The sequence below is a fragment of the Enterobacter sp. PI-10 genome, assembly GCF_027947695.1.
Taxonomy (GTDB): domain Bacteria; phylum Pseudomonadota; class Gammaproteobacteria; order Enterobacterales; family Enterobacteriaceae; genus Enterobacter; species Enterobacter vonholyi.
Map to the genome: position 1 here is coordinate 43,656 of NZ_JAJNOG010000006.1, position 25,807 is coordinate 69,462.

Here is a 25,807-nt window from a genome sequence, read left to right on the forward strand (position 1 = left end):
CCTGCAAGAGATGACCCGGGCGCGCAGCGCCCGGGCATAAATAATAAAGCCGTATTTTTTTATAGGGACATGACATGGGAATGAAGATGCCTTACTGGTGGCTCTCGTGCTGCCTGATATCTGTGCCCGCTTTCTGCGCAAATCCGGCGGCCACCATCAATACCGGACAGCTTCGCGAAACGCAGGAACTCCCCTCGCTCAACGGCCGCGTCGCACCTGCGGCTGGCAAAGCCGCACCCGGTTCATTGCAGCTTGGCGATGCCGTTAACCGCGCCGTCACCTGGCACCCGGCCATCAGCGAAGCCGTGGGGAAACTCTACCAGCAGAGCGAAGAGGTAGACGTCGCTAAGTCAAAATACTATCCGCAGATTAATGCCGGCGTGGACAACGGTTATTCCCACGACGGCGACCAGAACGGCTTTACGCCGTCGCTGGTGCTTTCTCTCTCACAGATGCTCTACGACTTTGGCAAAGTGGCAAGCCAGGTACGCGCCGAGAGCGCCGGCGTTGCCCAGCAGCAGGCCAACGTGCTGGTGAGTATCGACACTATCGCCCACGATACCGCCGTCGCCATGGTGCAGGTGCAAACCTGGCAGCAGATGGTTGAGACCGCTAAAGAGCAGCTCGACGCCCTCTCCTCTATCGGCACGCTGACCCGCCAGCGTAACGACGAAGGGGCTACATCGCTCTCTGACGTGGTGCAGACCGATGCCCGAATCGAAGGCGCGCGAGCTCAGCTGATGCAGTACCAGGCCAGTCTGGACAGCGCCCGCGCCACGCTGATGAGCTTTCTCGGCTGGAACAGCCTGAACGCGATAAGCAATGACTTTCCGCAAAAGCTGGGCCGGAGCTGCGACATCGCCGAGCCGGACGACCGCCTGGTTCCCGCCGTTCTCGCCGCCTGGGCGCAGGCTAACGTCGCCCAGGCTAACCTGGACTATGCCGACGCGCAGATGACGCCAACCGTCTCGCTGGAGCCGGAGGTGCGCCACTACATGAACGATCGCTACGCGGGCAGCGACACGCGGGATCGCACCCAGTATTCCGCATGGGTGAAAGTTCAGATGCCGCTTTATCAGGGCGGCGGCCTCACCGCACGGCGTAACGCTGCCGGACACGCGGTGGAGGCGGCGCAGTCCACCATTCAGCGCACGCGTCTTGATGTCCGCCAGAAACTGCTGGAAGCCCGCAGCCAGGTGATGAGCCTGCAAAGCACGCTGCAAATTCAGGGCCGTCAGGAGGCGCTCAGCGCCCGCACCCGCGAACTGTACCAGCAGCAGTATCTTGACCTCGGCTCGCGCCCGCTGCTCGACGTGCTCAACGCCGAACAGGAGGTTTATCAGGCGCGCTTCACCCAGCAGCAGACCCTCGGTCAGCTGCACCAGCTGCAGCTCAACTGCCTGTATAACACCGGACAGCTGCGCCACGCGTTCGATCTTGATAACCGCACCATCCAGACCGTGGAGATCCAGCCATGAAGCAGCGTGATATCCCGCAAGGTGAAAACATGACGGATGAGGCGCTGGCGCAGTGGGCACAGGCCTTTGGTTTTGTTGCCACGCGCTATCGCGTCGCCTGCTCGCCCGGCGCGCTGATTGCAGGCGCACCCTGGCTGAAAGGCAAACCGATGGTGCCCGCCCTCACCCAGCTGGCCCGCGAAGCAGGGCTGTCGTTTCAGCTCCTTACCGACGATCGACAGGCGATCAACAGCTGGCGTCTGCCGGTTGTCGTAGCGATGAATGACGACAGGATCGGCGTGATCGAGCATTTCGACGGGGACGATACGCTGGAAGTCAGCTTTTTCGACGACGAGACCTACACCAATCGGCTGTCGATGACGGCGATGCTGCCCGCTATACGCCACGTTATTGCCCTGCGTCCACTCGCCGCGCTGAAGGACAGCCGCGTGGATGCCTATATCTCCAAATATCGTCCGGACTGGCTCTACCGGCTGGTGATGCGCGATCTCCGCCCCTACAGCTGGGTGATGCTCGCCGCGCTGTTTATCAACGTTCTGTCGCTCTCCGGGATCGTCTTTTCCATGCAGGTCTATGACCGGGTGATCCCCGCCCAGTCCTACCCGACGCTGTACGTCCTGACCATCGGGGTGCTGATTGCCACCCTGTTTGGTTTTGTGCTGCGCGTGGCGCGCGGGCACATTATGGATCTGCTGGGCAAGCGCTCGGATATGCGCGTTTCGGATCGCGTATTCGGCCACGCTCTGCGGCTGCGCAACAGCGCGATCCCCCGCTCCACCGGCAGCTTTATCTCACAGCTGCGCGAGCTGGAGCAGATCCGTGAGATGGTGACCTCGTCCACCATCTCGACAATTGTCGATTTGCCCTTCTTTTTACTGTTCGTGGTGGTGCTGGCGATCATCGCCCCGCAGCTGGCGTGGATCGCCCCGGTCGCGGCGGTGATCATGGTCCTGCCCGGCCTGCTGCTGCAGAAGAAGCTGGCGGAGCTGGCAAAGCAGTCGGCCCATGAATCAACCCTGCGCAACGCGGTGCTGGTGGAGAGCGTGCAGGGCCTGGAGGACATCAAGCTGATGCAGGCGGAAAACCGCTTTTTGCAGCAGTGGAACAGCTATATCCAGATCACCGCGGAATCCGGCCTGCGCACTCGTGAGCTGACGCAGAACCTGATCAGCTGGGGGATGACCATTCAGAGCCTGGTCTACGCCGGGGTGATTGTGGTCGGCGCGCCGATGGTGATCGACGGTACCCTGACCACCGGCTCGGTGGTCGCCGCGTCGATGCTGGCTTCCCGCATGATCGCCCCAATGGCGACGCTGTGCGGCGTGCTGGCGCGCTGGCAGCAGGTCAAAGCCGCAAAAGAGGGACTGGACAGCATCATGCAGCTTCCCACCGAAAACCAGCGCGAGGAGACGCCGATCCGCCAGGACGTCCTGCGCGGACACTATCTTTTCGAGCAGGCGCAGTTCCGCTATCAGCCGGACGATCCGCGCATGGCGCTGCGCATTAATCGCCTGGAGATAAGGCCGGGAGAAAAAGTGGCGATCCTCGGGCGCAACGGCGCGGGCAAATCAACCCTGCTGCAGGCGATGGCGGGCGGGATGGACCTGGCGGCGGGCGAACTGCGGCTCGACGGCTTCAGCCTGCCGCATCTCGACGTGGCGGACGTGCGGCGCAACGTCGGCTTTATGACCCAGAACGCGCGGCTGTTTTACGGCACCCTGCGCGAAAACATCACCCTCGGCATGCCGCGCGCCACCGACGAAGAAATTTTCGAGGCGCTGGAGCTGACCGGCGCGGCGGGCTTCGTGCAGAAGCTGCCCAAGGGGCTGGACTATCCGATCATGGAAAACGGCGTAGGGCTCTCCGGCGGGCAGCGCCAGTCGATTCTGCTGGCGCGAATGCTCCTGCGCGATCCGAATATTGTGCTGATGGATGAACCCACCGCGTCGCTGGATGAGCACACCGAGCGGGAATTCATCCAGCGCCTGGGCGACTGGCTCGGGCATCGCACCCTGATCGTCGCCACGCACCGCGTACCGGTTCTGGAACTGGTGGAGCGCGTCGTGGTGTTAAAAGAAGGCATGCTGGTGATGGACGCACCAAAAGCCCAGGCGCTGAGCAACAGCCGTATGCAGCAGCAACAGCAGCAGGCAGCAACCGGACGGGAGTGGAAAAATGAAAATCAGTCAGCGTGACGTGGCGGCAATGGACGATCTGGATAACGCCCTCGACTCCGAAAGCGGCTACACCGGCGCGCGCCGGATCGTGATCTTCTCGCTGCTGATGTTTGTAGTGCTGGGCGTCTGGGCATGGTTTGGCGTGCTGGATGAGGTGTCAACCGGTTCGGGTAAAGTGATCCCCAGCTCGCGCGAGCAGGTCTTACAGTCTCTCGACGGCGGGATCCTCACCGAGCTGAACGTCCACGAAGGCGATCAGGTGCAGGCCGGACAGGTGCTGGCGCGGCTTGACCCGACGCGTTCTGAGTCGAACGTCGGCGAAAGCGCGGCGCGCTACCGGGCCTCACTGGCCTCCAGCGCCCGCCTGTACGCCGAGGTAAACGATCTGCCGCTGAAATTCCCGCCTTCGCTGGCGAAATGGCCGGATCTGATTTCCGACGAAACCCGGCTTTACAACTCGCGCCGCGCGCAGCTGGAGGATACCCAGCGGGAGCTTCGCGCCGCGTTAGATCTCGCCAATAAAGAGCTGGCCATTACCCAGCGGCTGGTGAAAACCGGGGCCGCCAGCCACGTGGAGGTGCTGCGCCTGCAGCGGCAGAAAAGCGATCTGGAGCTGAAGCTCACCGACGTGCGTTCGCAGTATTACGTCCAGGCGCGCGAGGCGTTATCCAAAGCCAACGCTGAGGTGGATATGGTTTCAGCCATCCTCAAGGGCCGCCAGGATTCCGTCACCCGTCTGACGGTAAAATCCCCGGTGCGCGGGATCGTGAAAAATATCAAGGTGACCACCATCGGCGGGGTGATCCCGCCCAACGGCGAGCTGATGGAGATTGTGCCGGTGGACGATCACCTGCTGATCGAAACTCGCCTGTCGCCGCGCGATATCGCCTTTATCCACCCGAACCAGGAGGCGCTGGTCAAAATCACCGCCTACGATTACGCCATTTACGGCGGCCTGCACGGGGTCGTTGAGACGATTTCCCCGGATACCATTCAGGATGAGGCCAAGCCGGAGGTGTTCTATTACAGGGTGTTTATCCGCACCAGTCAGGATTACCTGGTCAATAAGGCGGGCAGGCACTTCTCGATTGTACCGGGGATGATTGCGACGGTGGACATTAAGACCGGAGAGAAAACGGTGCTGGATTATCTGATTAAACCGTTCAACCGGGCGAAAGAGGCGCTAAGGGAGCGATAGCCAATCGCCGGGTGGCGGCTGCGCATTACTCGGCCTACATCCCCCCAGGCCCTTGCAAGCGCAGCGCCGCCGGGCATTAAACCGCACGCCAGAACTGGAACCTGCCTCGGAGGATTAATCTTTAGTCATGCATCCCACTTCCCTTCAGCCATCGCCCAGGTAATATTAACCGCAGACGAAACGCACTTGCGCACAGTGCAGGAGTGCATTACTATTCAGTCAGCTTCACGGACTGGAGCTCGCCAGCATTATGATTAGTTATTTTCGGGATCATTGGCTTGAGGATTTTTTTCTTTACGGCAGATCGAGCAATGTTATCCCTTCAAATCTGGAAACAGCGCTTGCGAGAAAGCTCGATATCATCAGGGCAGCAACCTCGCACAGGGATTTGCGATCGCCACCGGGTAATATGTATGAAGCATTGAATCCTCCGCTGAAGGGCTATTCCTCCATCCGGGTAAACAGGCAATACAGGCTCGTATTTCGCTGGACAGAGGGCAAAGCAGAAGATCTGTACCTCTCTCCACACAAGTACACGCAACACAAGTGAGGCATCATCTATGACACTTCAACAGGCATTCCGCAAACCCACCACGCCGGGCGACGTGTTGCAGTATGAGTATCTTGAACCGCTCAATCTGAAAATCAGCGATCTGGCGGATATGCTCAATGTTCACCGCAACACCATCAGCGCGCTGGTCAATAACAATCGCAAGCTTACTGCCGATATGGCGATCAAGCTGGCAAAAGCCTTTGATACCACGATTGAATTCTGGCTGAACTTACAGCTGAACGTCGATATCTGGGAAGCGCAATCTAACGCCAGGACGCAGGAGGAACTAAGCCGTATAAAGACCGTTGCGGACGTCATGGCTAAGCGAAAATCTGGCCAACCGGATGTAGCCTGACCCGAACAGGCGCGGAGATCTTACTCCGCCGGGCGAGGTGCGGCGCTGTTATACACGCCAATATAACGCGCAAATTTCCCAATAAACACACCGGCAAACACGCCGCCGGAGACGATCGCCAGCGCGCTCATGGCAGGCTGCTGCATCGTCTGGGGAGAGACTGCGCTCATCACGCCCAGCACATACTTCACCCCGAACGCCAGCATCATAAACGGCAGCGCGGTGTAGTCCGCCTGGCGGTAAATGCTTCTCGGCGCCTCTGCGCGGGTGATAACCGCCTGCTTAATCAGAACATACCCCAGCGCGGCCCCGGCGAGGATCCCCGCCGTCCACAATGCGACTGTCCCGGGGGTTAACGTGCGGTAAACCACCAGATCGTAGATATCCCAGATTAGAAATATTGCCGGAATGATGGCAAGCCTCTCCAGCGTCACGGTGGCGGGCCGTCGGGCTTTAAGGCCGCGAGAGATGAGGAAGATAAACAGCACCCACACCCAGACGGGCGTGTGCGTCACAACACCGATCAGAAATTCAAACATGGAGTTCTCCATGGACGATTGCGGCCCGTGCCGCCCTGAACGCGTATTGCGCATAACGGCAAAACCACCGTTATGCGCAGGTCTTTTACAGCGATTTTTTCAGGCGTTGAACCGCTTCCTTCAGCTCTTCATCCGTTGGCGTGACAAATGACATACGCAGCGTTGAATGGTCTGGCTCATTGCAGTAGAAAAATTCGCCCGGCACAAATACTACGCCGTTACTTAACGTTTTTTCCAGCCAGCGGGTGGTATTACTACCATTTTTCATATTCGCCCACAGGAACATGCCGCCCTTCGGCTTGTGGAAAGACATCACGTCGCCAAGCTCGGCCTCCAGCTCGGTTGCGAACGTCTGGTATTTCTGGCGATAGGCTTCGCGGATCGTTTTAATCTGAGCGGGCAGACGACCGGTTTTCAGGTACTCATACGTCATCAGCTGCGACAGCGTGCTGGTGTGCAGATCGGTGGTTTGCTTAAGGTTGACCACCGCACGCTTCAGCCACTCCGGTACCAGCACCCAGCCCACGCGGGTTCCGGGAGCGAGAATTTTGGAGAAGGTGGAGGTATACACCACGTTCTCTTCATTACCGATATCTTTGGCGTGAGCAATCAACGGGCGGAACACTTCGTCGGTGTAATTAATTTCGCTGTACGGATCGTCTTCAATAATCACGAAGTCATAGCGCTTCGAGAGTTCCACCAGCTGTTTACGACGCGCCTCAGAAAGCGTCACGCCGCCAGGATTACCAAAGGTTGGAACGATATAGACCGCTTTGATGGTTTTCTTTGCCACCAACGCCTCAAGTTCATCAACCTTCATGCCGTCGCCGTCGGTGCCAACGGATTCAAAATTCGCCTGCGCCAGGCCGAATACCTGCAGCGCAGCAAGATAGGTTGGACGCTCGACGACGACAATATCGCCCGGATTAATCAAAGCACGCGCCAGCACGTCGAGGGACTGCTGTGAACCAGAGGTCACGACCACGTCATCCGCCTTACAGCGAATGCCTCGCCCCTCGCAAATACGCTGAATCTCTTCCCGCAGTCCCGGCACGCCTTCGGTCAGGCCGTACTGGAATGCCTCGCCAAAATGCTGAGATAACACGGCATCAGCGGCAATTTTCAGGCCTTCGTGATCGAACAAGGCCGGATTCGGAATCCCCCCACCGAGCGAAATGACGCCGGCCATTTTGCTATGTTTTAATAATTCACGGATGGCAGATGATTGCAGGCCCTGCGCGCTGCTGGCGAGTTTACTCACAGACATTCTTTGCTTACCTTCTTTTTTTATAGTGTGCCCAATCTTAGCAGAATATGGGCGATAAATTCCGTAAGCTTAGGCAGTTGACGTAAATCCTGACGCCACAATAAATGCACGGGTCTCGGCGCCGGAATATACTCTTTCAGCACCCGAACCAGCCTGCCGCTTTCCAGATCTTCCGCCACCAGCACCTCCGGCTGCAGCAGCAGTCCCGCTCCGGCTCTCGCGGCCATCCGGAGCCCGTAGCCGTCATTACATTTTAAGACCGCATCCCGCTTCCAGCGCACCTCGCCCTCGACGCCAGGCAGCCGCCACTCGTTGCGCGCGGTCCACACGCTGTGGGACAGGCAGAGATGATCCACCAGATCGGCAGGGGTTTGCGGCGTACCGTAGCGTGCCAGGTAGTCCGGCGCGGCGCAGATCACCATCCGGTAAGGGCAGAGGTATTTCGCCACCAGATCGTCGTTGTGAATGTCGCCAATACGAATGGCCAGATCGATACCCTCCTCCACCAGATCCACCATCCGGTTGGTGAGATCCAGCTCGATGCGCACTTCCGGGTAGCGCTGCAAAAAGGAGGCCGTAAGCGGCGCGATCGCGCTGCCGCCAAACGAGGTGGGCGCCGTCACGCGCAGGGTGCCTGACGGTGCGGCGCGCAGGCGTTCCACGGCGCTTTCGGCGATCGCGACCTGCTCCAGCACCCGCTTCGCCTCGTCGAAATAGACCCGTCCGGCGTCGGTCAGGCTCTGGCGCCGCGTGTTACGCTCCAGCAGGCGGGTGCCAAGCTGGGATTCCAGCAGCGCAACGTACTTCCCCACCATCACCGCCGACATCTCGAGCCGTGCTGCCGCGCCGGTGAAGCTGCCGCTTTCAACCACCGCAATAAAGGTCTCCATGCTGCGAAGCTTATCCATATTCCAAACCTCTGGTTAGCAATCTTCTAACTTTAGCCCAGTTTATCCGTATTTTAATTTATTAAAGAATGAAGGCTCACAACAGAAGGAGTCGGCTATGAAAATCGTCATTATTGGTGCCAGCGGTACGGTTGGTCGTGCGGTAACGGAAGAGCTGAGTCGTCGCCACGAGGTCATCCGCGTCGGCCGCACGCAGGGCGACGAGCAGGTAGATATCACCTCTCAGGCGAGCGTTCAGGCGCTGTTCGAGAAAATCGGTCCGGTGGATGCCATTGTGTCCGCCAGCGGTGGCCTCTACTTTGGCCCGCTCGCGACCATGAAAGATAGCGACTTTAACCAGGGGCTACAGGATAAGCTGCTAGGACAGGTGCGCCTGGCGCTGACCGGCCAGCACTACCTGAACGAAGGCGGCTCGATTACGCTGATAAGCGGAATTGTGGCGCACGAACCGATTGCGCAGGGCGTAAATGCCACCACGGTGAATGCGGCGCTGGAAGGGTTTGTTCGCGCCGCAGCCTGCGAATTGCCGCGCGGGATCCGCATCAACCTGATTAGCCCGACGGTTCTCACCGAATCCGTCGAAACGTACGATGGCTTCTTCCCGGGCTTCGAAAGCGTGCCTGCCGCGACGGTGGCGCAAGCCTATCGCCGCAGCGTGGAAGGCGTGCAGAGCGGGCGGGTATACAAGGTCGGCTACTGAGCCGTGCGCGCGGCGATCGGCACCAGCATCGGGCGTGGAAGCTGCGCTTACCCGGCCTACAGAAGTGCGGCCTGATGCCATCCCCCCTCTCCCACAGGGAGAGGGAGAAATGCACATCAACCCACAACGCCCCAGACGAGGTTGCCCTTGTGGAACGTTGCGGTACGCGGAGAGATGCGCGCCACGGCTTCGGCGGAACAGGAGGCGTCCACCAGCACAAAGCTGGCGTCATCCTGCGCTTTCGGCCACACGCGCTCGCCTTTGTCGTTCAGCGGCAGCACGTCGCCGGTCGCGATACCTAATGCGCGGGAGAGCGTCTGCTCGTTCGGGCGGATGTAGAGCTGGGCGTAGAGATTCGCTTTTTCCAGCATGTCCCCCAGACCGTACGGCGACCAGTGGTCGATCACGCTGTCGGTTCCCGTCATCACAAACACGCCCTTGTCCCGCAGCTGCTTCAGCGGCATATGCAGGGTGCCAATCGGCACGGTGGAGGCGATGGTCACCTGCTGCGCCGCCATGCGGGTGGCGATCTCATCCACCTGCTTTTCGTTAAGCGTCGCCAGCGCAAAGGCGTGGCTGATGGTCAGCTTCCCCTTCAGCTCCGGCGTTTTCTCCACGGTTTCGATCATGTAGTTCACCGCCGCCACGCCCGCCAGGCTGGTCTCGTGCAGATGAATATCCACTCCTTTGTCGTAGTCCAGCGCAATCTGGAACATCAGGTCGAGAGATTTCTCCATCGCGCCGTCAACGTTGGTTGGATCCAGCCCGCCCACGTAGTGCGCCCCGGCCTGCATCGCCTCGCGCATCAGCTTTTCGGAATGGGACAGCAGCAGCCCGTGCTGTGGGAAGGCGACGATTTCACAGTCAAAGCCGGGCTTACGGCGCGCCAGGACCGCCTGCAGGTTTTCGAGATTCTTCAGGCCGGAGGTCGGCTCGATATTGCACTGGCTGCGGGCGATGGTGGAGCCTTTCGACTGGATCAGATCGATCAGCTTTTCCGCACGCTCCTGGGTGTAGGGCTGAAGCTCCGGCAGCAGCTTCTGTTCCAGGCGGATCATATCCTGAATGGTGGTACCTGCCGGGCGGTTGAGGGAACGCCACGGGCCACCGTAAAAGGTTTTATCCAGGTGAATGTGCATGTCGCGCATCGGCGGAAGCATCAGCTTGTTGCCCGCGTCGTAGTGCGGCAGCGTGGCGTCGGCGTGGCGCTTGTTATCGCGCAGGGCGACGATCTTCCCGTCTTGAATCTCAAGCGTTTTCAGCTCGGTGCGGGTGCTCGTCGCCACGCTGCCGTCGAAATTAAACCCGGCTTCGAGCAGCACGTTGTCCAGATAGTAATGTTTCGCGGTGATCGTCATCGGTTTACCCGTCTCGCAGGTTGGCTTTGCGGAGTCGGCAGCATACGCGACGGATCCGGTCGCGCCAAACAGCGCGCAGGCGGTCACCATTTTGCCGCTCTGGCTGATGAATTCACGGCGGCTTTTATTTTCACTCATCTTATCTTCCTTCATTAATAATATGGGTACCGGTTTCCCCGCGCAGCGCGGCGGGCAGGCAGTCCGGCGAGGTGATAATCACGCGCTTGCCGCCGTGGTGTAAAAACGCCAGCGAGGCGACGATTTTGGGCAGCATGCTGCCCGCCGGGAAGTGGCCTTCGTCCATGTAGCGCGTCATCTCTGCTACGTCGACGGTCTCCAGCGCCTGCTGATTTGGCTTGCCGAAGTTGATGCACACCTTTTCCACGCCGGTAGTTATCACCAGCACGTCGGCGCAAATCTCACGGGCCAGCAGCGCGGTGGAGAGATCTTTATCGATCACCGCGTCGACGCTCTGGTAATCGCCCTGCTCAGTGCGCACCACGGGAATACCGCCGCCGCCCGCGCCGATGACCACAAAACCTTTCTGCGTTAGCGCCTTAATCGCATCCGCCTCGACGATGCGCAGCGGCTGGGGCGAGGCCACCACGCGACGATATCCCCGGCCCGAATCCTCAACAAAGTGCCAGTCCGGGTGCGCGCGCTGCAGCTCGTCGCGCTGCGCCTCGCTGAAGAACGCGCCGATCGGCTTCGTGGGGTGCGCAAAGCCGGGATCGTTTTTATCCACTTCCACCTGCGTGACGACCGTGACCGCCTTTTGCTCGCCGCGCGCGGCAAGGCGGTTGTTCAGCGCCTGCTGGATCAGGTAGCCAATGCCGCCCTGGGTGTCCGCCACGCAGTTTGCCAGCGGCGTGAGGGGAAGCCCCTCCCGCTCGTGGGCGATTTCAGCACGGCGCAGATCCAGCCCCACCTGAGGGCCGTTGCCGTGGGTGAGCACGATGTCATAGTCGGAGGCCAGCATTTCCAGCACCGACTCTGCCACCGCTTTCACCGCCTGCGCCTGATGTTCAACCGACTGGCTGGCGTTGTCTTTGATAATGCTGTTGCCGCCGATGGCAACGACCATAAGCTCTTTCATACGTGTTCCTTCGCAACATTACCAGACGCAGCGCTCGCAACTTCCCGGCTGTCGAGAAAATGCTTCACCACAAACATGCCGCCCATCATCAGATACGCGGTGACGAACATCAGCGAACTGCCTTCGGCAAAGCCCACCACCGGGGCGTGGATCACCCCGAACAGCGCCAGCAGCGCCCCGCCCGCCGCAGCCACGGCACCGCGCAGCGGTTTGTTGATGATGGCAAAAATGGCGATACAGCCCCACAGCATGCTGGCGAGCGGTGCCCCGTTCCCCAGATGGACTAATCCTTCGTAGTAGATCCCTTTGCTGTGCAGCACGTCGGTACCGATTTTGGCGGCATTCGTGCCCGCCGCTCCCATCACGCTGTTCATCATGGTCAGCGCCCAGTTGGCGATCCACGGGAACAGGCAGATGAAGATCACCGGCACTTCCACCTTCGGCGTTTCCCTCACCACCTGGTTGGCGGTGACCACGCCGATAAACACCAGAATCGGCACGATGGCGGTCATCGGAATGATGGCGAGCATAAACGCCCCCAGCCCGAACAGCGGCACGATGAACATGGTCACGCCGGAGGCCAGCGTGTAGCCGATGCTGGCCCCCATCGCTTTCCAGCCGGGATGGCCGACGTAAACCGTCACCGGGAACGGGTTCCCCATCAGGCAGCCGAGCATGGAGGCCAGACCGTTCGCCAGCATGACTTTACGCGTCGGGTATTCATCTCCCGCCGCGTGGGCGCTTTCGATGTTCTCCAGGTCAAAGATGTAGTTCGCCAGACCCAGCGGTACGGCAGAGGCAAGATACGGCAGCGCGTGCGGCAGGCCCTGCAGGAAGCCTTCCACATGCACCTGCGGCGGGTTAAAGCCGAAGGATGACATGGACGCTTTAATCGCTTCCGGGCTTTGCAGGCCGGAGATCCACGCCAGTGCGGTACCGGCTATCAGCAACAGCAGGCCGGTAGGGATTCTGGCGAAAATCGGCTTTTTGCCAAACCAGTTGATGAAGATCAGCAGCAGGACGATGAACGATACGGTCGGCGCTTCAAACGCCTGCAGCATCGGGTTCATCGCCAGCAGCAGCAGGCCTAAACCGGAGAGGCACGACAGCAGCACGGTGCGCGGGATCATCTTGCGGATGGTTTCGCCCAGGAATGAACCGCCCGCAAGAATCATCGCCTCAACGAAGCACCAGACCAGGCCAATCTGAATAGCGAACTCCGCATCGCCCGTTTGCTGATACACCGGCATCAGCACCAGGAAGGTCACGGTAAAAATTGACGGCGCGCTGGGGCCGGACGGCAGCGCGGTGACGTCCGTGCGCCCGGTCTGGCGCGCCATCTGCATGCCGAACCACGCGTAGCAGATACTCGCGGCCAGCACCGCCAGCCCGAAGGCCGGCGCGATGCGTCCATAAACAATCTCCTTCGGGATGCCGACGGCAAAAATGAGCAACCCCATCATGGTCAGCAAATTGGTCAGGTTGTTGGTCATCAACCCGAAATAAGCCGCCCAGTCACCTCTTTTCCACTCCAGCTTCATGTTTTTCATGGATGCATGCCTTATAAAAAGTAGCGATCGCGGAAGGTCAACAGCGCCTTTTCAAAACAGCTAAACGGCGGGTGAACGATGCCCGCCCCAATCATGCCGATGCCCGCGTCTTTGTGCGCAATGGCGGTATTGATGACCGGCAGAATGCCGCTGCCAGCGACCTTCGTGATGTCTATGGCGGTCGGAATGCCCATAAACGAGAGCAGTGGAATGGTGACGTTCGGATTTTCGCCGAGGGTGATTTCGCGCATCTGGCGGGAGAAGTCGATGGCTTCCTCCACCGTCCCGCCCACCAGGGCGACAATCGCCGGGGCCGTCGCCATCGCAAAGCCGCCGATGCCGTAGGTTTCGGTGATCGCGCTGTCGCCGATATCCAGCCCGGAATCTTCCGGCTTATAGCCCGCGAACATCGGGCCGATCACCTGCTGCGCCGGGCCGGTGAACCACTGCCCCGGAAGCCCCGAAACGCGCAGGCCGAATTCGTAGCCGTTGCGCGCCATGGTGGTAACCACGGTGCTGTATTCAATGCCGTGGGCGGCGTCCAGCGCGGCTTTACACATCGCCATCCACGTCGGGCCGGAGAAGTAGTCGCTGCTGGCAACAAACTCGAACACCTCGCGCTGCTGCTCCACCGGATAGCCCGCCTGAATTAGCCCCGGCGTCAGCGCCTGGATCAGCAGCGTGGTGCCCGCGTTATTGCGGTTGTGGCACTCGTCGCCCATGTGCAGCGCCTGGGCCAGCATCAGGCGCAGGTCGATTTCGCCGATAATCTTCATCGCGTCGCGCAGCATCGGGCCGAGCACGTCGCGCATCCAGTTCAGTCGGTCAATGACGCTCTGGTCGTTGGCCCCCATGCGCAGGATCTTCGCCATCTGCTCGCTAAGGTTGGTGAACGCGCGGTTGCCGTAGGTTTTGTTTTCAACGATGTGCATAAACATCGACGCGGAGGTGACGCCCGCCATGGAGCCCACGCAGTCGTGCTCGTGGCACGGCGAGAAGGCGATCTTCCCGGAGGCGGCAAGTCGCGCCGCGTCGTCCAGATCTTTCGCCAGCCCTTCAAACACCAGCGCCCCGGTGACCGCGCCCTTCATCGCGCCGCACATGTTTTCCCAGGAGACAGGCGGACCGGCGTGCAGAATGGTGGTGCGGGTCATCCCCGGCACAACGTTAATCGCCTGGTCATAGCCCACCAGTACCGGATGAGACTGAATAATGCGCTCAAGGGCGATTTGGTTGGCGGCGGCGATTTTCTCCGCCAGCGGTTTTTCCGCCAGCTGGTCGAGCGCTTCAACGACCTGCATATTGCCCTGCCCCGGCGGCGTCCAGTCGAGCTGGGTCACGGGAACGTGCTGCTTTTTAAGATCGTCGCTGAACATCGCGAGACCCACGTTAATGACGCTCAGCGGCTGGTTAAATAAGGTGGTCATTATGCGTTCTCCCCTTTGCAGACAAATTCGCGTGCCAGTAATCCGGTATTGGTGCTGCTGCTGGCCCAGATGACGCCGGCGTCGGTCAGCAGCTGACACTGCTGCGCCAGCGACTGCGGATCCTGGTCGGTGCCGAGCACGTAGCCGAGGATCTCCAGCGGACGGTTATCGGCCTTCGCGATCGCCTGTGCTTCTTTAATGGCGTCGATCATCACGCCGACCGGATCCTCGTGGGCGCCGAAGCCGAGCACAAAGTCCATCACAATCACCCCGACTTCCGGGTCGCGAGCCTCCTGCAGCAGGCGGCTGATGCGGTTGGTCGGGTCAATCATCGGGTGCGGCTTGCCGTTGGTGAAATCGTCATCGCCAAAATCGAGGAAAGTGTGGGCTTTACTGACGCTGATGTCGCTCAGGCGCTTAGCCGGATCCGGCTGGATGTTGCTGTAAACGTCGTCGAATTTCGCAAGCGCGGCAAACATCGCCTCGTCGCACAGGGTGCCGCCGCAGAACAGGCCGCGAATGTACTTCTGCTGCGGGGTCAGGCGAGCGCGCACCTCTTCAATTAATGGCCAGTTGAGCGGGTGCAGATCGAGGGACTCTTTTTTGATGCCGGTGAGCAGGACGGCCTTCAGCGCCGCCTCTTTGGTGCCGCGCGCGAACTGCAGTCCGTCCTCATCGGCGGGCGGTTCATTGCGACCGAGGAAGCACGCGATCACGGGCTTACGACAGGCGCGCGCGCGGGCCAGCACTTTCTCCGCCACCGCTGGCGCGGGCGGCTTGGAGATCAGCGCAATCACCTCTGTGCCCTCGTCGGCTTCCAGCATTTCAATGGCGTCAAGCATCATCAGGCCGCCGATCTTCTCGCTGAGATCGCGTCCGCCGGTGCCGATCAGCTGCGACACGCCGCCGCCGAATTCGTGAATACGCACGCTCAGCTCCTGGCTGCCGGTGCCGGATGCGCCGACGATACCAATCGGTCCGCGACGCACCGCGTTGGCGAAGCACAGTCCCGCGCCGTTGATGATGGCGGTGCCGCAGTCCGGCCCCATCATCAGCAGCCCTTTCCGGTGCGCGAGCTTCTTCAGCGCCAGCTCGTCGTCAAGCGACACGTTATCGGAAAACAGCATCACGTTGAGATCGTTTTCCAGCGCCTGACGCGCTTCGCGGGCGGCGAAGGTACCGTTGACGGAAATGACCGCGAGGTTACTGTCCGGGCGATGGGTTTTGGCGCTGGCAATCGTCGCGTAGCGCGCTTCATGGGAGCCCGCGCTCTCTTTACGCGTGAACAGCGCTTCAATAGCGGCCAGCGTTTCTTCATTCGCCGCGTCGCCTTTAATGACGATCATCAGGTCACCGTTTTTCGCCTCATTTAATTCCGGCGTTAAAAGCCCGAGGTTTTTTAAAACGCCCTTATTCATTTCCGTTGCCATGGCGACAAAGGCCTGTTCGACGCCCGGCAATTTATTGGCTTTAGTGGAAACGGACATTAATGATACGGAGTCAAAATAGGTGTTCTTTTTAATCACGATTTTCGTTGGCATTATTTGCACCTGTTCGCGGATAAAAGGGGGCCGCCGTCGTGCAAAATGCACGTCGGTAAAAATGCTTTATTTAATTAGCGGCCAGCCGGAACGGGCTGACCGACCGTCTTACGCGCCCGCCGCTAGCAGCAGGTCTGCAATCTCAGTGAAGCCTTTCTCCCGCGCCAGTTCGAGCGGGGTTTTGCCGTATTTGTCGGTCATATGCGGGTTCGCGCCGTGCTCGAGCAGCAGCTTCACGATCTCCTGCTGCTTTGCGCCGCCGTCGTTGAGTACGATGGCTTCCAGCAGCGGCGTCCAGCCGACAAAATTGGTGTGGTTAACGTTGATATCGGTTTTTTCCAGCAGCTCGCGGACGATCTCCACGTGCCCTTTTTCACTGGCTGGCGTAATGCCTACACCGCCAAAACGCGTCAGACGGTCGAGATCCGGGTTCGCGGGTAATACCAGCCGCAGGAGAGTTAAATCGTTCGTCAGGCAGCTAATCAGGAAAGGGTTAAAGCAGGTCTGATCCTGTTTATCAATATCCGCCCCGGCGGCAATTAAGAACTCCACGCAGGCATAATGTTTTTTCAGGCTGGCAATAATAACGGCGGTTCTTTTCTGGCGGTTCGTGGCGTTAATATCCACGCCCTTCTCCAGACAGGCTTTTAGCGCATCGCTATTGCCCTCTTCTGCCGCCAGCAAAAATTCCGTAACCAGTTCAGTTGCAGACATATTCAGACTCCCGATGTTTTTATTTCTGTTGACCTGAGAATAGCAACAGCCTGGTCATAAAAGAATCCGCTTAAAAATGATTCATCGACAGACAATTCATTGTTGAGATAAATTCAATAAACCGGTCAAAACGTGCGTCTGTGCAACCTTTTTCTTATGTTTAACCGCTTTTTAGCGCGTCAAAACGCATTATGCTTATGTCTGGAAAAGCCTTGTATGGCGCGGCATTGATGAAATAGCCAGAACTGTGATCGGCTTCAAATGCGTTGTAACGACGCTGTTAAAATATGTTCAAAACTGATGGCTGAAGGGAGTGAGATATGAATTCCATCTTTACCGAGGAGAACCTGCTGGCCTTTACCACCGCCGCACGCTTCGGCAGCTTCAGCAAAGCCGCCGCCGAACTGGGTGTAACGACCTCCGCCATCAGTTACACCATTAAGCGCATGGAGACCGGGCTGGACGTGGTGCTGTTCGTCCGCAGCACGCGCAGCATTGAGCTGACCGAATCCGGCTTTTACTTTTACCGCAAAGCCACCGACCTGCTTAACGACTTTCACGCCATCAAGCGCGGGATTGATACCATTTCACAGGGCATCGAGGCGCGTGTACGCATCTGTATCAACCAGCTGTTATATACGCCGCGCCATACCGCGCGGCTGCTGCAGGTGCTGAAAAAGCAGTTCCCCACCTGTCAGATCACCGTCACCACCGAGGTCTATAACGGCGTGTGGGACTCTATCATCAACAACCAGGCCAATATCGCCATTGGCGCGCCGGACACGCTGCTCGACGGCGGCGGAATTGACTACACCGAAATCGGCGCCATTCGTTGGGTGTTTGCCATCGCGCCGGAGCACCCGCTGGCGTTCGTTCCGGAACCGATCGCGGAAAGCCAGCTGCGCCTGTATCCCAACATCATGGTGGAAGATACCGCGCACACCATTAACAAAAAGGTCGGCTGGCTGCTGCACGGGCAGGAGGCGATTCTGGTGCCGGACTTTAACACCAAGTGTCAGTGTCAGATCCTGGGCGAAGGGATAGGCTTTTTGCCGGAATATATGGCGCGGGAAGCGGTTGAAGATGGCCTGCTGGTGACGCGGCGTATCAATAACCCGCGTCAGGATTCGCGCATGCTGCTTGCCACGCAGCATGCCGCAACCGGTCAGGTCACGCGCTGGATCAAACAGCAGTTTGGCCCCCAGGGCGTGCTGACCGGGATCTACAGCGACTTACTCTGGCGTGCTTAGTTCTTACTCTGAATCCAGAAGGCATGGATAAGACCCGGGATGTAGCCCAGCAGCGTCAGAATAATGTTGATAATAAACGCCCAGCCAAACCCTTTGCCTAACAGCACGCCCAGCGGCGGCAACAGGATGGTAAAAACAATACGCCAAAAACCCATATCAAAACTCCGTGCAAGCTAATCCATTGAAAATAATAAAGAGAACTCTTTGTAAGCATAGCCAGCTTACCTGTCTGCGCCAGTTTTCTGCCCCGCGTTTACCCTCTTTTACGCTTGTGACGCTGGTTTAATATACCGGATTAGTTTAGCATTACCTTAATTAAGAAAACACTAAACTAATATGACTGAACTCGAACAGCTTCAGGCCAGCGCCGAGCAGGCCGCCACACTTTTAAAAGCGATGAGCAACCCGCGTAGGCTGCTGATCCTCTGCACCCTGTGCGGAGCGCCCGGCACCAGCGCGGGAGAACTGGCGCGAGCCACGGGGCTTAGTCCTTCCGCCACGTCGCAGCATCTGGCGCGCATGCGTGAGGAAGGTCTGATCGACAGCACCCGCGACGCGCAGCGCATTCTCTATTTCATTAAAAAGGATGCGGTGCATCAGCTCATCAGCACCCTGAAAAAGCTTTATTGCCCGTAAGGAGCCGCTATGTCACTTCCCCTTATTTCGCCGCGCGAGGCCAGTGCCCGCATCGCTGAAGGCGCAAAACTGATTGATATTCGTGATGCCGATGAGTACGCCCGCGAGCATATTCCCGCCGCGCGGTCCGTGCCGCTGGTTACCTTACCCGGTGGACTTAAAACGCAGGCGGGCGAAACGGTGATTTTTCACTGCCAGTCCGGCGCCCGTACCTCAGGCAATGCCGATCGCCTGACGCAGGCTGCCGTTGCCGCTCAGGCATTTGTGGTCGAGGGTGGCATTCAGGGCTGGAAGCAGGCCGGGCTGCCGACTGTCGAAGACAAATCCCAGCCGCTGCCGCTGATGCGTCAGGTGCAAATTGCCGCCGGGCTGCTAATACTCTGTGGCGTGGTTCTGGGCTATAGCGTCTCCAGCGGCTTTTTCCTGCTCAGCGGCTTTGTAGGTGCCGGGCTGCTGTTTGCCGGTGTGACGGGCTTTTGCGGCATGGCGCGGCTGCTTAAGGTGATGCCCTGGAACCGTCGTACCTCATAAGCAGTAATCGGTGAAATACGCTGTACCCGGCGTCATGCGTGGGCTAATGTGAAGATCGCTAAAACGATGAGGAGGTAATATGTTTTCTGTCGGTGATTATGTGCAACCGCGTAAAGGCGGCCCGAAACTGAAAGTGCTCGAAGTGAACGGTGACAGCATTGTGGCGGTCCAGGCCAGCAATGAGCAAGGTGAGAAATATACGCTGAAAGCCGCCGATGTGGCGCCGTATAGCGAAGAAGGTGATTTCGGCGTCTGCTGAACAGATAACCGGGCGGCATGTTCCGCCCGGTCAACGCATTAGATTAGAAAATCATCCAGTGATTTACCGTTTTCCAGCGCGCTGGCGATAGGCTTCGGCGTGCGGCCCTGACCGGTCCACGTTTTCTCTTCACCGTTCTGGTCAATAAAGCGATATTTTGCTTCACGCGGCTTACGCTTTTTCGTTTGCTTACCCGCCAGCGCCAGTTCAGAGCCCAGCAGATCGGTCGGTGAAATACCATCGGCTTTCATCAGTTCCAGCAGGGCATTAATTTTTTCCTGCTGCTCGGCGCGCTGCTGCTCTAATTCCGTCAGTTCACTCCGTTTCTCTTCAGTAACGACCCTGACCTTTTCCAGCATTTCCTCAAGAACGTCCAGGGATAATTCACGCGCCATGGCGCGCAGGGTTCGGATATTATTAAGATTCTGTAACGTCAAAGACATATTATTTGAAAACCTTTTCTTTGGGGTAAATAGATAAATCGCCGACAGAATAATTCATTTGAGTTGAAATATCTACCCAAGGGTCCGTATGGACATCAGTGTAAATATATTAAAATCTCATTGCGAATAATAGCGCACGGGGCTGCCAGGAAACAGTGGAATCTAATCACCGCATTAATATAAATGGTCAACTTTACTCCAAATCACAGCATACTGCGCCGCTGTCATGAGGCGGATTCGTCGCCTGCGCCATCAATAAAACCAACATCTTGATTTTGATATAAAAAAAGCCAAGCGAGAGAGATTATAACGATCGGAGCAAAAAACGAACAGCTTTAGAGAATTTTGTGGACAAAAGGCGATTAAATAAAAATTAATCACTAGTTGTTAGTTCAAACTCAGAGATATACGCTATACACGTCAAACAAACCAACCTAAAGCACTATTCGCCGAAGGGAAATCGTTTCTTTTGTGTTCTTCTCAAGGAGTTCAGACATGTTCTCGCCGCAATCTCGCCTGCGCCACGCGATGGCGGATACCTTCGCGATGGTTGTTTACTGTTCCGTCGTGAACATGCTGATCGAAATATTCCTCTCCGGAATGTCCTTCGAGCAGTCATTTTCTTCTCGTCTGGTGGCGATCCCGGTCAATATTATTATTGCATGGCCTTACGGATTATACCGCGATGCGGTAATGCGTTTCGCGCGTCGAATTAGTCCTGCAGGCTGGGTGAAAAACCTGGCAGACGTCCTGGCGTATGTAACGTTCCAGTCGCCGGTTTACGTGGCCATTCTCCTGACAGTCGGTGCAGACTGGCACCAGATCGCTGCGGCAGTGAGTTCGAATATTGTCATTTCGATGCTGATGGGAGCCGTTTACGGCTATTTCCTCGACTACTGCCGCCGCCTGTTTAAGGTCAGCCAGTACAGCCAGGCAAAAGCGTGATGTGAAGCGACTGGCGCACGCCAGTCGCGGATTTACTGTACGTCGCCAAACAGTCCCTTCAAAAATCGCTCCAGCGCCATACGTGAACTGAAACCGTGCGGAATACCATAATGCTCATGCCGTTCACCGCCTAAATAGAGCGGAAATTGCTGATAATGATCGCAGGTTTTAATATCCGAGGCAGGCTCAGCAAATGACAGGCTTCTGTCTTTCAGCGTCGGGTGAATAATGAGAGCGGTACGTCCCATTCTTGCTTCGCGGTTAACATAAACATAATTCTCGCCGCGGCGATATCCATACGCTTTTGGCGTCACCTCATCCATGGTGAATCCCTCTTTTTCAAGAACGCGTGCCACCTCGTCAGGTCGTAAATACATATCTTTTCCTCGTTATCTTTTCCTGCCCGGCAACCTTACAGTATTCAGCAATAGCAGGGCTTTCAGAATAGTCCATAAACTGCCGGATAACGCGTGATGGGCTTCAGATATTAAATTTCTGAACTAAACTGAACGGGAACACAAAATTACGGAGGATCGCATGTTTAACAGACCGAACCGAAACGATATTAACGACGACGCTCAGGATATTCGTAATGATGTCAGCCAATTAGCGGACACGCTGGAAGAGGTGCTGAAGTCCTGGGGAAGTGACGCGAAGGACGAAGCGGATGCCGCAAAGCGTAAGGCTCAGTCTCTGCTCCGTGAAACCCGCGCACGTTTAAACGGCCGCACGCGTACGACACAGGCTGCCTGCGATGCGGTCAGCTGCGCAACGACCTTCGTACGCGAGAAACCGCTCTGTACGCTCGGCACGGTAGCGGCAGTCGGTATCTTCGTGGGCGCTCTGCTTAGCCTGCGTAAATAAGCCGATCGCGCACCGTTATCTGCCCCGGTGGTCAGTAGCTGCCGGGGCTTTTCTTTATCTTCTCGCCTGTAAAACCCGTATAGCCTGCCCTGCCCCGCTGGGCTCATCATCGGCACATCATCAATCTAAATTTCCCATATCTTGTATGGTTGAAACTTAAGACAACTACATCTAGTATTCCCTTTAGCAAGACACACACAACCTGACGCGATGATTCGCGCCGTTCTCTCATTTTAAATGGAAATACGAATCATGAGCATTATTATTTACACTCGTAACAATTGTGTTCAGTGCCACGCGACCAAACGGGCGATGGAAAGCCGCGGCGTGGCGTTTGAGATGGTGAATATTGACCAGCAGCCCGAGGCCGCAGATACCCTTCGCGCGCAGGGTTTCCGTCAGCTTCCGGTGGTGGTAGCCGGGGAGACCAGCTGGTCAGGCTTTCGCCCGGACATGATCAACCGCCTCGCCTCGCAGGCCGCACGGGCATGAGCAGACTGGTTTTCTTCTCCAGCAGCTCGGAAAACACGCTCCGTTTTATTGAGCGCGTCGGGCTGCCTGCGGTGCGCATTCCTCTCAACGAGCGGGAGCGGATCCGGGTAGAGGAACCGTACATTCTGGTGGTGCCCAGCTATGGCGGAGGCGGTACGGCGGGCGCGGTACCTCGTCAGGTGATCCGCTTTCTGAACGATCCTCATAATCGCGGGCTAATCCGCGGCGTGATCGCGGCGGGGAATCGCAATTTCGGCGATGCCTTTTGCCGCGCCGGGGATGTCATCTCTCAAAAATGCGGCGTGCCGTATCTCTATCGCTTTGAGCTGATGGGGACGCAGCAGGACGTCGAAAACGTGCGTAAAGGAGTGAACGAATTTTGGCAACGACAACCGCAGAACGGGTAATGCAGGCGACGCCGGATTACCACGCATTAAACGCGATGCTTAACCTCTATGACCGGGAGGGACGCATTCAGTTTGATAAAGACCGTGAGGCGGTGGACGCCTTTTTTGCCGCCCACGTGCGGCCCAACAGCGTGACCTTTGCCAGCCAGGATGAACGTCTTGACCATCTGGTTAACGAGGGTTACTACGACGCGCGCGTACTCACCCGCTACGACCGTGCCTTTGTGGTGAAGCTGTTTGAACGCGCCCACGCCAGCGGTTTTCGTTTCCAGACTTTCCTCGGCGCGTGGAAGTACTACACCAGCTATACGCTGAAGACTTTCGACGGCAAACGCTACTTAGAGAGCTTTGAAGATCGCGTGGTGATGGTCGCACTGACCCTGGCGCAGGGCGATGAAGCGCTGGCGCAACAGCTCACCGACGAGATCCTCTCCGGCCGCTTCCAGCCAGCCACGCCGACCTTCCTCAACTGCGGTAAAGCCCAGCGCGGCGAGTTGGTTTCCTGCTTCCTGCTGCGTATCGAAGATAACATGGAGTCGATTGGCCGCGCGGTGAACTCGGCGCTGCAGCTTTCCAAACGCGGCGGTGGCGTGGCGTTTCTGCTTTCTAACCTGCGTGAAGCGGGCGCGCCGATCAAGCGCATCGAAAACCAGTCTTCCGGCGTGATCCCGGTGATGAAGATGCTGGAGGATGCGTTCTCTTATGCTAACCAGCTTGGCGCGCGCCAGGGTGCGGGAGCGGTTTACCTGCACGCGCATCATCCGGACATTCTGCGTTTTCTCGATACCAAACGCGAAAACGCCGACGAAAAAATCCGCATCAAAACCCTGTCGCTGGGCGTGGTGATCCCGGATATCACCTTTAAACTGGCCAAAGAGAATGCCGGGATGGCGCTCTTCTCGCCGTATGACGTTGAGCGTATTTACGGCAAAGCGTTTGGTGACGTGGCGATAAGCGAGCTGTATGACGAGCTGGTAGCCGACGAGCGCATTCGCAAAAAATATATCAACGCCCGCGATTTCTTCCAGACGCTTGCGGAGATCCAGTTTGAGTCCGGCTATCCGTACATTATGTATGAAGATACGGTGAACCGCGCGAACCCGATTGCCGGGCGCATCAACATGAGCAACCTGTGCTCGGAGATCTTGCAGGTCAACAGCGCATCGGCCTACGACGAAAACCTCGACTATGCTGACATCGGCAAAGATATCTCCTGCAACCTCGGCTCGCTGAATATCGCCCACACCATGGATTCTCCCGACTTTGGCCGCACGGTGGAGACCGCCATTCGCGGGCTGACGGCGGTGTCGGACATGAGCCACATCCGCAGCGTGCCGTCCATCGAGGCGGGCAACGCCGCATCGCACGCCATCGGGCTGGGGCAGATGAACCTGCACGGCTACCTGGCGCGGGAGGGCATCGCCTATGGCAGTCCGGATGGGCTGGACTTCACCAACCTCTATTTTTACACCATCACCTGGCACGCGCTGCACACCTCGATGATGCTGGCGCGCGAGCGCAACCAGCGGTTCGCGGGCTTTGAGCAGTCCCGCTACGCCAGCGGGGAATATTTCAGCCAGTATCTGGAAGGCGACTGGCAGCCGAAAACCGAAAAAGTGCGCGAACTGTTTGCTCTCTCCGGAATCGAGTTGCCGACGCGCGAAATGTGGCAGCAATTGCGGAATGACGTGATGCGCTACGGCATCTACAACCAGAACCTGCAGGCGGTGCCGCCAACCGGTTCGATCTCCTATATCAATCACGCCACGTCGAGCATTCACCCGATCGTGTCGAAAATCGAGATTCGCAAAGAAGGCAAAACCGGGCGCGTTTACTACCCTGCCCCGTTTATGACCAATGAGAACCTGGCGCTCTATCAGGACGCGTATGAGATCGGCCCGGAAAAAATCATCGATACCTACGCGGAGGCGACAAAACACGTGGATCAGGGGCTCTCGCTGACGCTGTTCTTCCCGGATACCGCCACCACGCGGGATATCAACAGGGCGCAGATCTACGCCTGGAAGAAAGGTATCAAGACGCTTTACTACATTCGCCTGCGCCAGCTTGCGCTGGAAGGCACCGAAATTGAAGGCTGCGTGTCCTGCGCGCTGTAAGGAGAAAGGATGAAACTGTCACGCGTGAGTGCCGTTAACTGGAACAAAATCCAGGACGATAAAGATCTGGAGGTCTGGAACCGTCTGACCAGCAACTTCTGGCTGCCGGAAAAGGTCCCGCTCTCCAACGATATTCCGGCCTGGCAAACCCTGAGCTACGCCGAACAGCAGCTGACGATCCGCGTCTTTACCGGCCTGACGCTGCTGGACACCATTCAGAATACCGTCGGCGCACCGGCTCTGATGAGCGACGCGCTGACGCCGCACGAAGAGGCGGTGATGTCGAACATCAGCTTTATGGAGGCGGTGCACGCCCGCTCTTACAGCTCGATTTTCTCCACGCTGTGCCAGACCAAAGACGTGGACGCAGCCTATACCTGGAGTGAAGAGAGTGAGTCATTACAGAGAAAGGCGGAGCTGGTACTGACGTATTATCGGGCCGACGAGCCGCTGAAAAAGAAAATCGCCAGCGTATTCCTGGAATCGTTCCTCTTCTATTCCGGCTTCTGGCTGCCCATGTACTGGTCGAGCCGGGGCAAGCTCACCAACACCGCCGATTTGATTCGGCTTATCATTCGGGATGAAGCGGTACACGGCTATTACATCGGCTATAAGTACCAGAAAGGGCTGGAGAAAGTCAGCGAGGCAAAGCGCGAGGAGCTTAAAGGCTTTGCGCTCGATTTGCTGATGGATCTGTACGACAACGAGCTGAGCTATACCGAGGAACTCTACGCCGGCACCGGCTGGGAGGAAGACGTGAAGGCCTTCCTCTGCTACAACGCCAACAAGGCGCTGATGAACCTGGGTTATGAGGCGCTTTTCCCGCCGGAGATGGCGGAGGTGAACCCGGCGATTCTGGCCGCGCTGTCGCCCAATGCCGACGAAAACCACGATTTCTTCTCGGGATCGGGCTCATCGTACGTGATGGGCAAAGCGGTGGAAACCGAGGATGAAGACTGGGATTTTTAATGAACGCTAACGTTCGTTAATTTAATATAAACC

At 57.8% G+C, this 25,807-nt stretch carries 28 protein-coding genes; 16 read left to right on the forward strand and 12 right to left on the reverse strand.

Annotated elements, in window-relative coordinates:
• Positions 1 to 74: 74 nt before the first annotated feature.
• The 5 genes from LRM19_RS14125 (at position 75) to LRM19_RS14145 (ending at position 5,761) form a co-directional block, all read left to right on the forward strand.
• Positions 75 to 1,478: a TolC family outer membrane protein gene (locus LRM19_RS14125; protein ID WP_111965879.1), complete on the forward strand. Its 1,404-nt coding sequence runs from the start codon at positions 75 to 77 to the stop codon at positions 1,476 to 1,478.
• Positions 1,475 to 3,673 (forward strand): type I secretion system permease/ATPase, encoded by a 2,199-nt coding sequence (locus LRM19_RS14130; RefSeq protein ID WP_133295003.1) that lies wholly within the window; start codon positions 1,475 to 1,477, stop codon positions 3,671 to 3,673. Before LRM19_RS14125 ends, LRM19_RS14130 begins: the two co-directional genes overlap by 4 nt.
• A gap of 10 nt (positions 3,674 to 3,683) precedes the next feature.
• Entirely contained in the window at positions 3,684 to 4,853 is a 1,170-nt protein-coding gene (locus LRM19_RS14135) for an HlyD family efflux transporter periplasmic adaptor subunit (protein WP_271369256.1), read from the forward strand.
• A gap of 250 nt (positions 4,854 to 5,103) precedes the next feature.
• Positions 5,104 to 5,403, forward strand: coding sequence for a type II toxin-antitoxin system RelE/ParE family toxin (locus LRM19_RS14140; RefSeq protein WP_136195161.1), 300 nt, complete (start codon positions 5,104 to 5,106; stop codon positions 5,401 to 5,403).
• A 10-nt stretch (positions 5,404 to 5,413) separates the two neighbouring features.
• Positions 5,414 to 5,761, forward strand: coding sequence for a HigA family addiction module antitoxin (locus tag LRM19_RS14145; protein ID WP_271369186.1), 348 nt, complete (start codon positions 5,414 to 5,416; stop codon positions 5,759 to 5,761).
• Between the two features lie 20 nt (positions 5,762 to 5,781).
• Here LRM19_RS14145 and LRM19_RS14150 read toward each other — a convergent pair whose 3' ends face one another.
• From LRM19_RS14150 to LRM19_RS14160, 3 genes are all read right to left on the reverse strand, one after another.
• Positions 5,782 to 6,300, reverse strand: a complete 519-nt coding sequence (locus tag LRM19_RS14150; RefSeq protein ID WP_271369187.1) for a DUF6622 family protein — start codon at positions 6,298 to 6,300, stop codon at positions 5,782 to 5,784.
• An 85-nt stretch (positions 6,301 to 6,385) separates the two neighbouring features.
• The gene (locus tag LRM19_RS14155; protein ID WP_115876109.1) at positions 6,386 to 7,567 is read right to left on the reverse strand and encodes an aminotransferase-like domain-containing protein; all 1,182 of its coding nucleotides are present in this window, start codon (positions 7,565 to 7,567) and stop codon (positions 6,386 to 6,388) included.
• Between the two features lie 20 nt (positions 7,568 to 7,587).
• Positions 7,588 to 8,475 carry a LysR family transcriptional regulator gene (locus LRM19_RS14160; RefSeq protein ID WP_271369188.1) on the reverse strand — a complete coding sequence of 296 codons (888 nt, stop codon included), beginning with the start codon at positions 8,473 to 8,475 and terminating at the stop codon, positions 7,588 to 7,590.
• A 97-nt stretch (positions 8,476 to 8,572) separates the two neighbouring features.
• Here LRM19_RS14160 and LRM19_RS14165 point away from each other — a divergent pair, with 97 nt between their 5' ends.
• Positions 8,573 to 9,175, forward strand: coding sequence for a short chain dehydrogenase (locus LRM19_RS14165; RefSeq protein ID WP_023308908.1), 603 nt, complete (start codon positions 8,573 to 8,575; stop codon positions 9,173 to 9,175).
• A gap of 116 nt (positions 9,176 to 9,291) precedes the next feature.
• Here the strand turns inward: LRM19_RS14165 and LRM19_RS14170 are convergent, their stop codons facing one another.
• The 6 genes from LRM19_RS14170 to LRM19_RS14195 all read right to left on the reverse strand — a co-directional run bounded on the left by LRM19_RS14170 (position 9,292) and on the right by LRM19_RS14195 (position 16,861).
• Positions 9,292 to 10,671 carry an amidohydrolase family protein gene (locus LRM19_RS14170; RefSeq protein WP_271369189.1) on the reverse strand — a complete coding sequence of 460 codons (1,380 nt, stop codon included), beginning with the start codon at positions 10,669 to 10,671 and terminating at the stop codon, positions 9,292 to 9,294.
• 1 nt (position 10,672) lies between these two features.
• Complete coding sequence (locus LRM19_RS14175) at positions 10,673 to 11,629, reverse strand: carbamate kinase family protein (RefSeq protein ID WP_271369190.1); 957 nt, start codon at positions 11,627 to 11,629, stop codon at positions 10,673 to 10,675.
• Positions 11,626 to 13,179, reverse strand: coding sequence for a xanthine permease (locus LRM19_RS14180; protein WP_271369191.1), 1,554 nt, complete (start codon positions 13,177 to 13,179; stop codon positions 11,626 to 11,628). The genes LRM19_RS14175 and LRM19_RS14180 overlap by 4 nt, the downstream gene beginning before the upstream one ends.
• 11 nt (positions 13,180 to 13,190) lie before the next feature.
• Positions 13,191 to 14,606: a DUF1116 domain-containing protein gene (locus LRM19_RS14185; RefSeq protein ID WP_172621921.1), complete on the reverse strand. Its 1,416-nt coding sequence runs from the start codon at positions 14,604 to 14,606 to the stop codon at positions 13,191 to 13,193.
• The gene (gene fdrA / locus LRM19_RS14190; protein WP_271369192.1) at positions 14,606 to 16,147 is read right to left on the reverse strand and encodes an acyl-CoA synthetase FdrA; all 1,542 of its coding nucleotides are present in this window, start codon (positions 16,145 to 16,147) and stop codon (positions 14,606 to 14,608) included. Before fdrA ends, LRM19_RS14185 begins: the two co-directional genes overlap by 1 nt.
• 108 nt (positions 16,148 to 16,255) lie before the next feature.
• On the reverse strand, positions 16,256 to 16,861 hold the full coding sequence (locus tag LRM19_RS14195) for an ankyrin repeat domain-containing protein (protein WP_127732084.1): 606 nt from the start codon (positions 16,859 to 16,861) through the stop codon (positions 16,256 to 16,258).
• 320 nt (positions 16,862 to 17,181) lie between these two features.
• Between LRM19_RS14195 and LRM19_RS14200 the strand changes: the two genes are divergently transcribed.
• A complete protein-coding gene (locus LRM19_RS14200) occupies positions 17,182 to 18,111 on the forward strand; it encodes a LysR substrate-binding domain-containing protein (protein ID WP_115876116.1) in 930 nt (309 codons plus the stop codon).
• Here LRM19_RS14200 and LRM19_RS14205 read toward each other — a convergent pair.
• Complete coding sequence (locus LRM19_RS14205) at positions 18,108 to 18,266, reverse strand: YqaE/Pmp3 family membrane protein (protein ID WP_115876117.1); 159 nt, start codon at positions 18,264 to 18,266, stop codon at positions 18,108 to 18,110. The genes LRM19_RS14200 and LRM19_RS14205 overlap by 4 nt on opposite strands.
• Positions 18,267 to 18,447: 181 nt before the next feature.
• Between LRM19_RS14205 and LRM19_RS14210 the strand changes: the two genes are divergently transcribed.
• The 3 genes from LRM19_RS14210 to LRM19_RS14220 all read left to right on the forward strand — a co-directional run bounded on the left by LRM19_RS14210 (position 18,448) and on the right by LRM19_RS14220 (position 19,537).
• A complete protein-coding gene (locus tag LRM19_RS14210; RefSeq protein WP_111965890.1) occupies positions 18,448 to 18,747 on the forward strand; it encodes an ArsR/SmtB family transcription factor in 300 nt (99 codons plus the stop codon).
• Between the two features lie 9 nt (positions 18,748 to 18,756).
• Positions 18,757 to 19,278, forward strand: coding sequence for a rhodanese family protein (locus LRM19_RS14215; RefSeq protein ID WP_271369193.1), 522 nt, complete (start codon positions 18,757 to 18,759; stop codon positions 19,276 to 19,278).
• A 79-nt stretch (positions 19,279 to 19,357) separates the two neighbouring features.
• Positions 19,358 to 19,537 (forward strand): hypothetical protein, encoded by a 180-nt coding sequence (locus LRM19_RS14220; RefSeq protein ID WP_133295013.1) that lies wholly within the window; start codon positions 19,358 to 19,360, stop codon positions 19,535 to 19,537.
• A 38-nt stretch (positions 19,538 to 19,575) separates the two neighbouring features.
• On the opposite strand, the gene stpA is transcribed toward LRM19_RS14220, so the two are convergent.
• On the reverse strand, positions 19,576 to 19,980 hold the full coding sequence (gene stpA, locus LRM19_RS14225) for a DNA-binding protein StpA (RefSeq protein ID WP_111965892.1): 405 nt from the start codon (positions 19,978 to 19,980) through the stop codon (positions 19,576 to 19,578).
• Positions 19,981 to 20,475: 495 nt separating this feature from the next.
• Between stpA and alaE the strand changes: the two genes are divergently transcribed.
• Positions 20,476 to 20,925 (forward strand): L-alanine exporter AlaE, encoded by a 450-nt coding sequence (alaE, locus tag LRM19_RS14230; RefSeq protein WP_115876121.1) that lies wholly within the window; start codon positions 20,476 to 20,478, stop codon positions 20,923 to 20,925.
• Positions 20,926 to 20,957: 32 nt separating this feature from the next.
• On the opposite strand, the gene LRM19_RS14235 is transcribed toward alaE, so the two are convergent.
• Positions 20,958 to 21,302 carry a DUF2002 family protein gene (locus LRM19_RS14235; RefSeq protein WP_023308923.1) on the reverse strand — a complete coding sequence of 115 codons (345 nt, stop codon included), beginning with the start codon at positions 21,300 to 21,302 and terminating at the stop codon, positions 20,958 to 20,960.
• Positions 21,303 to 21,462: 160 nt separating this feature from the next.
• Between LRM19_RS14235 and LRM19_RS14240 the strand changes: the two genes are divergently transcribed.
• From LRM19_RS14240 to nrdF, 5 genes are all read left to right on the forward strand, one after another.
• Entirely contained in the window at positions 21,463 to 21,789 is a 327-nt protein-coding gene (locus tag LRM19_RS14240; protein WP_008502569.1) for a DUF883 domain-containing protein, read from the forward strand.
• Between the two features lie 252 nt (positions 21,790 to 22,041).
• Positions 22,042 to 22,281, forward strand: a complete 240-nt coding sequence (gene nrdH, locus LRM19_RS14245) for a glutaredoxin-like protein NrdH (protein ID WP_249576864.1) — start codon at positions 22,042 to 22,044, stop codon at positions 22,279 to 22,281.
• Positions 22,278 to 22,688: a class Ib ribonucleoside-diphosphate reductase assembly flavoprotein NrdI gene (nrdI, locus tag LRM19_RS14250; protein ID WP_133295016.1), complete on the forward strand. Its 411-nt coding sequence runs from the start codon at positions 22,278 to 22,280 to the stop codon at positions 22,686 to 22,688. Before nrdH ends, nrdI begins: the two co-directional genes overlap by 4 nt.
• Positions 22,661 to 24,805, forward strand: coding sequence for a class 1b ribonucleoside-diphosphate reductase subunit alpha (gene nrdE, locus LRM19_RS14255; RefSeq protein ID WP_271369194.1), 2,145 nt, complete (start codon positions 22,661 to 22,663; stop codon positions 24,803 to 24,805). Before nrdI ends, nrdE begins: the two co-directional genes overlap by 28 nt.
• A 9-nt stretch (positions 24,806 to 24,814) precedes the next feature.
• On the forward strand, positions 24,815 to 25,774 hold the full coding sequence (nrdF, locus tag LRM19_RS14260) for a class 1b ribonucleoside-diphosphate reductase subunit beta (RefSeq protein ID WP_133295018.1): 960 nt from the start codon (positions 24,815 to 24,817) through the stop codon (positions 25,772 to 25,774).
• The last annotated feature ends 33 nt before the right edge of the window (positions 25,775 to 25,807 follow it).

What these genes read in the sequence shown, in the direction of transcription:
- nrdI (WP_133295016.1), top strand. Translation starts at nt 22,278, where the DNA reads ATGAGCAGACTGGTTTTCTTCTCCAGCAGCTCGGAAAACACGCTCCGT.
- LRM19_RS14215 (WP_271369193.1), top strand. Translation starts at nt 18,757, where the DNA reads ATGTCACTTCCCCTTATTTCGCCGCGCGAGGCCAGTGCCCGCATCGCT.
- fdrA (WP_271369192.1), bottom strand. Translation starts at nt 16,147, where the DNA reads ATGCCAACGAAAATCGTGATTAAAAAGAACACCTATTTTGACTCCGTA.
- LRM19_RS14130 (WP_133295003.1), top strand. Translation starts at nt 1,475, where the DNA reads ATGAAGCAGCGTGATATCCCGCAAGGTGAAAACATGACGGATGAGGCG.
- alaE (WP_115876121.1), top strand. Translation starts at nt 20,476, where the DNA reads ATGTTCTCGCCGCAATCTCGCCTGCGCCACGCGATGGCGGATACCTTC.
- LRM19_RS14220 (WP_133295013.1), top strand. Translation starts at nt 19,358, where the DNA reads ATGTTTTCTGTCGGTGATTATGTGCAACCGCGTAAAGGCGGCCCGAAA.
- LRM19_RS14235 (WP_023308923.1), bottom strand. Translation starts at nt 21,302, where the DNA reads ATGTATTTACGACCTGACGAGGTGGCACGCGTTCTTGAAAAAGAGGGA.
- LRM19_RS14240 (WP_008502569.1), top strand. Translation starts at nt 21,463, where the DNA reads ATGTTTAACAGACCGAACCGAAACGATATTAACGACGACGCTCAGGAT.
- LRM19_RS14210 (WP_111965890.1), top strand. Translation starts at nt 18,448, where the DNA reads ATGACTGAACTCGAACAGCTTCAGGCCAGCGCCGAGCAGGCCGCCACA.
- nrdF (WP_133295018.1), top strand. Translation starts at nt 24,815, where the DNA reads ATGAAACTGTCACGCGTGAGTGCCGTTAACTGGAACAAAATCCAGGAC.
- LRM19_RS14140 (WP_136195161.1), top strand. Translation starts at nt 5,104, where the DNA reads ATGATTAGTTATTTTCGGGATCATTGGCTTGAGGATTTTTTTCTTTAC.
- LRM19_RS14205 (WP_115876117.1), bottom strand. Translation starts at nt 18,266, where the DNA reads ATGGGTTTTTGGCGTATTGTTTTTACCATCCTGTTGCCGCCGCTGGGC.
- LRM19_RS14170 (WP_271369189.1), bottom strand. Translation starts at nt 10,671, where the DNA reads ATGAGTGAAAATAAAAGCCGCCGTGAATTCATCAGCCAGAGCGGCAAA.
- LRM19_RS14145 (WP_271369186.1), top strand. Translation starts at nt 5,414, where the DNA reads ATGACACTTCAACAGGCATTCCGCAAACCCACCACGCCGGGCGACGTG.
- LRM19_RS14180 (WP_271369191.1), bottom strand. Translation starts at nt 13,179, where the DNA reads ATGAAAAACATGAAGCTGGAGTGGAAAAGAGGTGACTGGGCGGCTTAT.
- LRM19_RS14175 (WP_271369190.1), bottom strand. Translation starts at nt 11,629, where the DNA reads ATGAAAGAGCTTATGGTCGTTGCCATCGGCGGCAACAGCATTATCAAA.
- LRM19_RS14195 (WP_127732084.1), bottom strand. Translation starts at nt 16,861, where the DNA reads ATGTCTGCAACTGAACTGGTTACGGAATTTTTGCTGGCGGCAGAAGAG.
- LRM19_RS14200 (WP_115876116.1), top strand. Translation starts at nt 17,182, where the DNA reads ATGAATTCCATCTTTACCGAGGAGAACCTGCTGGCCTTTACCACCGCC.
- LRM19_RS14185 (WP_172621921.1), bottom strand. Translation starts at nt 14,606, where the DNA reads ATGACCACCTTATTTAACCAGCCGCTGAGCGTCATTAACGTGGGTCTC.
- LRM19_RS14150 (WP_271369187.1), bottom strand. Translation starts at nt 6,300, where the DNA reads ATGTTTGAATTTCTGATCGGTGTTGTGACGCACACGCCCGTCTGGGTG.
- LRM19_RS14160 (WP_271369188.1), bottom strand. Translation starts at nt 8,475, where the DNA reads ATGGATAAGCTTCGCAGCATGGAGACCTTTATTGCGGTGGTTGAAAGC.
- LRM19_RS14135 (WP_271369256.1), top strand. Translation starts at nt 3,684, where the DNA reads ATGGACGATCTGGATAACGCCCTCGACTCCGAAAGCGGCTACACCGGC.
- LRM19_RS14155 (WP_115876109.1), bottom strand. Translation starts at nt 7,567, where the DNA reads ATGTCTGTGAGTAAACTCGCCAGCAGCGCGCAGGGCCTGCAATCATCT.
- nrdH (WP_249576864.1), top strand. Translation starts at nt 22,042, where the DNA reads ATGAGCATTATTATTTACACTCGTAACAATTGTGTTCAGTGCCACGCG.
- LRM19_RS14165 (WP_023308908.1), top strand. Translation starts at nt 8,573, where the DNA reads ATGAAAATCGTCATTATTGGTGCCAGCGGTACGGTTGGTCGTGCGGTA.
- stpA (WP_111965892.1), bottom strand. Translation starts at nt 19,980, where the DNA reads ATGTCTTTGACGTTACAGAATCTTAATAATATCCGAACCCTGCGCGCC.
- LRM19_RS14125 (WP_111965879.1), top strand. Translation starts at nt 75, where the DNA reads ATGGGAATGAAGATGCCTTACTGGTGGCTCTCGTGCTGCCTGATATCT.